Origin of the sequence: Devosia insulae DS-56 (genome assembly GCF_000970465.2) — a bacterium.
In the GTDB taxonomy this organism is placed as follows: Bacteria; Pseudomonadota; Alphaproteobacteria; order Rhizobiales; family Devosiaceae; genus Devosia_A; species Devosia_A insulae.
Genome location: NZ_LAJE02000265.1, coordinates 1 through 6362, shown reverse-complemented (window position 1 = coordinate 6362; position 6362 = coordinate 1). Strand labels below are relative to the sequence as shown.

Below are 6362 nucleotides of genomic sequence, written 5' to 3'. Positions count from 1 at the left end.
GGCGGGTTATCCCGCGCCCCTTTTCCCCATCACGGCAAGTCGCGCCGATTTGACTCGCGCGGGACAACCCGCCTGCCTACAAACGTCGCCATGCTTTTCCGTTCGATCCTTTGCGGCGTCTCCCTTTCGTTTGCCCTGCTCTCCACCGCCCTCGCCGGGGAGATCAAGCTTGCGCCCAAAGCCGTGCTCGAGCTGTTCACCTCGCAGGGTTGCAAGTCCTGCCCGAAGGCCGATGCCATGCTCGATGAGATGGGCAAGCGTCCTGACGTGGTCGCCCTCGCCTACCATGTCGACTATTGGGACTATATCGGCTGGGAGGACACGTTCGGCACCAAGGAGAATTCCGACCGGCAGCGCGATTATGCCGAAAGCTGGGGCTCCTCCCGCATCTTCACCCCGCAACTGGTGATCAACGGCAAGGGCGGTCTCGTCGGCTCGAAGCGCGACGCGGTCAACACCGCGCTCGGCGGCGCCAGCCTGCCGCTCGACGTCAAGCTCACTGAGGCCCCCGACGACATGCTGCAGGTCTCGGTGCCCGCCAAACCCGGCGAAGCCGACGCGATGATCTGGCTCGTCACCTTCCTCGATCGCGCCGACGTCACCATTGAGCGCGGCGAGAACGAGGGCCGGGAGGTCGCTTACACGCAGATCGTCACCGGTCGCCAGGTGCTGGGCATGTGGAAGGCCGATGCCGGGGCGGAACTCACCCTGCCGCTGAGCGAAGTGCTGACCGGCCGCTCCAATGGCGCCGTCATCCTGATCCAGCAGGATCACGCGGGCCTGCCCGGCCCGATCGTCGGCGCCGCCGGCTTCACCCGCTGAACTCTTACTGCCCCGGTGGTTGCGTTCGATCCTGACCCTGCACCAGCGTCATCCCCGCGAAGGCGGGGACCCAGTGGGATTTATCAGCTTCAGCGGGTGATGCGGCATCCCACTAGGTTCCCGCCTTCGCGGGAATGACATCCGTGGGTGAAGCCGGGACGCCGTGCCTGGTGGGATGATCCCTGAGCCAGTCAGGGCCGCGGCGCCTCGCCGCCATAACAAAACTCCCGCCAGCTTGCGCAGGCGGGAGGAGAATGACTGTGCATGTAAGAGGCGGCCGGCAAACGAGCATCGTGGTTTGGGGGCTCGGTCAGCCCGCTTGCCGACCACTGGAGGCAATGGAGCTAAGGTGCCGGGTCAATCTGGCGTCAACTAGGAGGGATTGTGACCGAAATAGGGATTTTGCGTTAACCTCTGCGGCAGGATGCGTAGTCATCACCGGTCCCGCGCGACAATGCATCCGACCGGCTTGCCAAGCGTTGCGAATGACGCGATCATGACAACGAGGTGACGAGGCCGATCAATGGTGGACGAACCCGAGCAGTCTGGATCAGGGCTACTCATCGATTTCGCGGCAGCCGCGAGCCCTGGTCCCGCCGACCTTCAGCCGGCCAATCACAACCGCTTCGTGCCTGCGGTCACCTTCGACCGCAAGGAACTCCAGACTATCCTTAACCTCTATGGCCGCAAGGTCGTCGACGGCGAGTGGCGCGACTACGCGATCGACTTCCTCCGCGACCGCGCCCTGTTCTCGATCTACAAGCGCGCCTCCGAGCGGCCGCTCTATGTGGTCGAGAAGAACCCCAGGCTGCGCCTCAAGCAGGGCCAGTACATGGTGCTGAGCCAGGAGGGCCGCATCCTGAAGCGCGGCCACGACCTCGTGACCGTGCTCCGCGTCCTGGAACTCGCGCTGGTCAAATGATCGTCATTCGCCCGGCCGCGCCGGCGGACGCCGCGGCGATGAGCGCCGTGCTCACCGCTTCGATCCGCGACCTCTGTACCGCCGACCACCGCGCTGACCCCGAGATACTTGCCGGTTGGCTCCGCAACAAGACGCCCGAGATGGTGCTTAAGATGCTGGAACGCCCCGGCGCCCAGTTCCTTGTCGCCGAGCGCGATGGCGAGATCGCCGCCGTCGGTTGCCTCACGGGCCCCGACGAGATCGGCCTCAACTACGTCGCGCCGGCCCACCGCTTCGCTGGCGTCAGCAAGGCAATGCTCGCCGCGCTCGAGGACCGCATCCGCCAGGCCGGCGCCGATATCGCGAGGCTCACCAGCACCGGCACCGCCCACCGCTTCTACCTCGCCAATGGCTGGCAGGATGCCGGCCCCGCCGAAGCCGACCGCGGCATGCTCTGCTACCCGATGGAGAAGCGGCTCTAACCTTGGTCGCTAACCTCATGGAACGGGCTGCCATAGCGCAGCACATGCAGGTAGCGGCTCAGGTCCCGCACATGCCCCATCCAGTGGAAAGCAAGCAGGTGCAGCTCATACAGGGCGTCATCCGCACTCAACTGATCGCAGATCCAGAGGAGTTCCTTCATCTGCTCGGCGATATCGATCAGATCGTCGATCCCGTCACCGACGAGGTACGTACGGTCGAAGTCGGTCGGATCGACATCGGGATAGAGTCTAAGCGCAAATCTCGGAGCGATCAGTTTACGCAGGTCCTCGCGTGGTCGATCTGCAGCGTTGTCGGTGAACTCACCTGCCGGCGTATTTGCGTAGACGACAGCCAGCCGATCCAGCACTTCGGCCAAATCCTTGAGCGTCGGTGATGGCTGCTCGAGGATTACCCACAGCACGTCGCGGGCACACTGGAAGATCGGTTCTTCGCCGGTCGCCACGAGGCCTCATAGCCCCTTCTGCAGGTGCACGATGTCGAGCCAGCGGTCGAACTTGTACCCCACCGCCTCGTAGCGCCCGACATGGCGGAAGCCGGCTTTCTCGTGCAGCCGCACCGAATTGGCGCGCTCGGCGGTGATCACCGCGATCATCTGCTTGAACCCGGCGGCCCGGCTCTGCGCCATCAGCTCGTCGAGCAGCCGTCCGCCGATCCCCTGCCCCACTGTATCCTGCCTGAGGTAGATCGAATCCTCGCAGGTGAAGCGGTAGGCGGCGCGCGGCCGGTAGAACGAGGCATAGGCATAGCCCAGCACCTCGCCGGCCCGCTCGGCGACGATCAGCGGATGCCCAAGCGCCTTGAGCTTGCCGAAGCGCTCCGCCATCTCGGTCTCCGAGGGCGTCTCGGTCTCGAAGGTGATCACCGTCTCCTCGACATAGGGGCGGTAGATGGCAGTGATGGCGGGCACGTCGGACCAGGCAAAGGGGCGGAAGGCGACGTCGGGCATCAGGAACTCACGAGAAACGAAGGGGCCGCGATCTTGATAGATCGCGGCCCCCCAAACTTCCAATCAGACTTGCTGATTCCTGGGATTATTCCCGGTTGCCGAACAGGCGCAGCAGCATCAGGAACAGGTTGATGAAGTCGAGGTAGAGGCTAAGCGCGCCCATCACCGCGGTCTTCTGCAGCACCTCGGCGCCCATACCCTGGTCGTAGCTTTCCTTGACCTTCTGCGTGTCGTAGGCGGTGAGGCCCACGAAGATCAGCACACCGATCGCCGAGATGGCGAAGTCGAGCATGCTGGATGCCAGGAAGATGTTGACGATCGAGGCGATGATCAGGCCGATCAGGCCCATGATCAGGAAGTTGCCAATACCAGTGAGGTCACGCTTGGTGGTGTAGCCGTAGAGGCTCATCGCACCGAACGTGGCCGCCGAGATGAAGAACACCTTGGCGATCGAGGCGTCGGTATAGACCATGAAGATCGACGAGAGGCTGAGGCCCATGACGGCCGCAAACACCCAGAACAGCAGCTGCGCGGTGGCGCCGGAGAGCCGGTTGATACCGAAGCTCAGCACCAGCACAAAGGCCAGCGGCGCAAACATGATCACCCACTGCAGCGGCGAGGCGTAGATCAACGAACCCCACTGGGTGACCAGCGTGCCGTTGGCCAGCTGGCCGACTGCCTGCGTCGGGTCGGTGGTGGTGGACCAGGCATTGGCGAAGTAGGCGACGACACCCGTCACCACGAGGCCGATACCCATGTAGTTGTAGACCTTCAGCATATAGCTGCGCAGGCCCTCATCGATGGCCGCGGCGGTTCCGGCCCGCTGAGCGGCGATAGTCGGACGGTCGAATTCAGCCATGACGAATAAATCCCTTTCCTGGCGACGTGACGGGCGCTCCTCCGAGCCTCTGCCGTCGATCACACAATATGAGGGCACGCCTCGCACAATACAAGACTTCGGGACCTCACCTTAACGTTCCCTAATGTCGCAGTTCTTCAACGGTTTATCCAAACCTCTTCGCCTCACGAGGCAGCCGTATCGATCGGCGCGCCGCCTGTCTTGCGGCAGCCATCCTGCCTCGCTAGGTTTCAGCTGGAGATGAGCGCGAATCACGTTTGCTCACCGCGGCAAAGGGAGGGTCGGATGCCCAGGCTCTTTACCGGAATCGAGGTCCCGCCAGAGGTGGGGCTCGCCCTCTCGCTCAAGCGCGGCGGCCTGTTCGGTGCTCGCTGGATCGACACCGAGAACTATCACATTACCTTGCGCTTCATCGGCGACGTCGATCACCATGTGGCGAGCGAAGTCACCGACATGCTCGACCGGCTGGCCGACAGCGAGGCCTTCACCGTCAAGCTCGATCATCTCGGCTCGTTCGGCGGCAACACCCCGCGCGCCTTGTTCGCCGGCTGCTCATCCAATGCCGCGCTGCTGCGCCTCCAGGCAGCGCAGGAGCGTGTGCTGCAACGCTGTGGCCTGGCTCCGGAAGGCCGGAAATTCGTGCCGCACGTGGCGCTGGCGCGGCTGCGCGGCGTTTCCGCCGAGGAGGTGGCCCGCTTCATCGCCTTCTCCGGCCGCTTCAACCCGCTGGAGTTCAAGGTTGGCCGCTTCGTGCTGTTTTCCTCGCGGGATTCGGTCGGCGGCGGGCCGTACCTGGTCGAGCAGAGCTACCCGCTGGCGGCGTGACGCGAAGGGTTGGCGTTAACGCTTCCTTCACCATGCGGGCCCAAACAGGATTTTCGGCGATTTGGCGCGTCAAATTGCCGACACGATTGCCGCTAAGGTCGCCACTACCTCAAAATGCGCGGCCGGTTTGAGACCTTGGTAACCATGCCGTGGCACCATGCTCGGGTGCTGGTTGCGCAACTTCAAGGATGTTAGGGCGATGACATCATCTCGTTTGGCACTGGCTGCTCTGGTTGCCGGAAGTGTCTTTGTCGCACTGGCGGCTGCGCCGGCCGGCGCACAGGAAATCAAACAGCTTGGCACCTTCAAGGCGTGGACCGCCTGGACCGGCGCCGATGCCAATGGCGCCATGTGCTACATCTCGGCTCAGCCGGAAGACTGGAGCCCCAAGGAAGTGAACGGCAGCCCGGTGCGGCGCAGCCCGATCCACTTCCTGGTGATCAACCGCAAGGGCCTCGGCACCAAGAACGAAGTGCAGACCCAGGTCGGCTATCCGTTCCACCCCTCCAATGCCAACGTCACCGCCACCGTCGACGGCAAGACCTTCCCGATGGTCACCGAGGGCGAGGCCGCCTGGCTCGCCGTCGAGGCCGACGAGGCGACCTTCGTCGAAGCGCTGAAGGCGGGCACCAAGCTCACCGTCAACGGCACCTCGCAGAAGGGCAACAAGATGTCGGACAGCTACAGCCTGTCGGGCGTTACCGCCGCCCTCGGCGAGATCAGCAAGGCCTGCACCTGACCGCGAGTCTTGACACTTGGGCGTGAACTTAGCGTCCATCCGAACGTTCGGCGATTGATGCCATCAGGCTTTGCCTGTTACCAACCGCCGAACTCCTCGAGGTCCCGCCTATGAAATTCCGCGCTCTTGCTGTCATCGCCACGGTGCTCGTCCCCGCCCTGTCGGGCGCGGCCATGGCGCAGTCGGTGAAGCTGCTCGGCGAGTTTCGCGACTGGACCGCTTACACCGCCACCGAGTCGACCGGCCCGGTCTGCTTCGCGCTGAGTAAGCCCACTGAGGTCTCGCCCAGCCCCGACGAATTCACCGAGGCCTGGCTCTACCTGACCAACCGACCGTCCGAGAGCGTCCGCAACGAGCTGAACCTCGTCGCCGGCTTCATCTTTGCGCCCGACACCCCGGCGACAGCCACGGTCAGTGGCCAGACCTTCGAGCTGTTCACCGACAAGGACGCCGCCTGGCTGCTCGACCCCAACCAGAACGACAATCTCGCGGGCGCCCTGCGCGCCGGCTCCTCGGTGGTCATCGAGGGCACCAGCGACAAGGGCATCCGCATCGTCGAGACCTTCTCGCTCTCCGGCGCCACCGCCGCCAGCCGCGCCATCGAAGGCTGCACCGGCTGAGCTCGAGCGTTCTGGCACTAGCGCTCGCCCCGACCCACCGGCGTCATCCCGACGAAAGTCGGGACCCAGTGCTCAGACCCATCCTAGGCGCTATCTCTCCGACCTTGCTGTGATGGACCGGACCGGTTTGTACCTAACCAATCCTC

Annotated in this window: 9 protein-coding genes; 6 read left to right on the top strand and 3 right to left on the bottom strand. The window is 64.1% G+C overall.

Going from position 1 to position 6362, the window contains the following annotated elements; translation table 11 throughout:
- Window positions 1-90 precede the first annotated feature (90 nt).
- The 3 genes from VW23_RS18655 to VW23_RS18645 all read left to right on the top strand — a co-directional run bounded on the left by VW23_RS18655 (window position 91) and on the right by VW23_RS18645 (window position 2205).
- The gene (locus VW23_RS18655; RefSeq protein WP_069911049.1) at window positions 91-822 is read left to right on the top strand and encodes a DUF1223 domain-containing protein; all 732 of its coding nucleotides are present in this window, start codon (window positions 91-93) and stop codon (window positions 820-822) included.
- 523 nt (window positions 823-1345) lie between these two features.
- A complete protein-coding gene (locus VW23_RS18650; protein WP_084646300.1) occupies window positions 1346-1744 on the top strand; it encodes a DUF2794 domain-containing protein in 399 nt (132 codons plus the stop codon).
- A complete protein-coding gene (locus VW23_RS18645; RefSeq protein WP_244513653.1) occupies window positions 1741-2205 on the top strand; it encodes a GNAT family N-acetyltransferase in 465 nt (154 codons plus the stop codon). Before VW23_RS18650 ends, VW23_RS18645 begins: the two co-directional genes overlap by 4 nt.
- Here the strand turns inward: VW23_RS18645 and VW23_RS18640 are convergent.
- From VW23_RS18640 to VW23_RS18630, 3 genes are all read right to left on the bottom strand, one after another.
- Complete coding sequence (locus VW23_RS18640; RefSeq protein WP_069911048.1) at window positions 2202-2669, bottom strand: hypothetical protein; 468 nt, start codon at window positions 2667-2669, stop codon at window positions 2202-2204. The genes VW23_RS18645 and VW23_RS18640 overlap by 4 nt on opposite strands.
- A gap of 6 nt (window positions 2670-2675) precedes the next feature.
- Entirely contained in the window at window positions 2676-3173 is a 498-nt protein-coding gene (locus VW23_RS18635; RefSeq protein ID WP_069911047.1) for a GNAT family N-acetyltransferase, read from the bottom strand.
- 85 nt (window positions 3174-3258) lie between these two features.
- Window positions 3259-4032 (bottom strand): Bax inhibitor-1/YccA family protein, encoded by a 774-nt coding sequence (locus tag VW23_RS18630; protein WP_055874844.1) that lies wholly within the window; start codon window positions 4030-4032, stop codon window positions 3259-3261.
- 285 nt (window positions 4033-4317) lie between these two features.
- Here VW23_RS18630 and thpR point away from each other — a divergent pair, with 285 nt between their 5' ends.
- From thpR to VW23_RS18615, 3 genes are all read left to right on the top strand, one after another.
- Window positions 4318-4857, top strand: a complete 540-nt coding sequence (thpR, locus tag VW23_RS18625; protein WP_069911046.1) for an RNA 2',3'-cyclic phosphodiesterase — start codon at window positions 4318-4320, stop codon at window positions 4855-4857.
- Between the two features lie 199 nt (window positions 4858-5056).
- Window positions 5057-5596 carry an invasion associated locus B family protein gene (locus VW23_RS18620; protein WP_141728389.1) on the top strand — a complete coding sequence of 180 codons (540 nt, stop codon included), beginning with the start codon at window positions 5057-5059 and terminating at the stop codon, window positions 5594-5596.
- A 110-nt stretch (window positions 5597-5706) separates the two neighbouring features.
- Complete coding sequence (locus VW23_RS18615; protein ID WP_069911044.1) at window positions 5707-6216, top strand: hypothetical protein; 510 nt, start codon at window positions 5707-5709, stop codon at window positions 6214-6216.
- The last annotated feature ends 146 nt before the right edge of the window (window positions 6217-6362 follow it).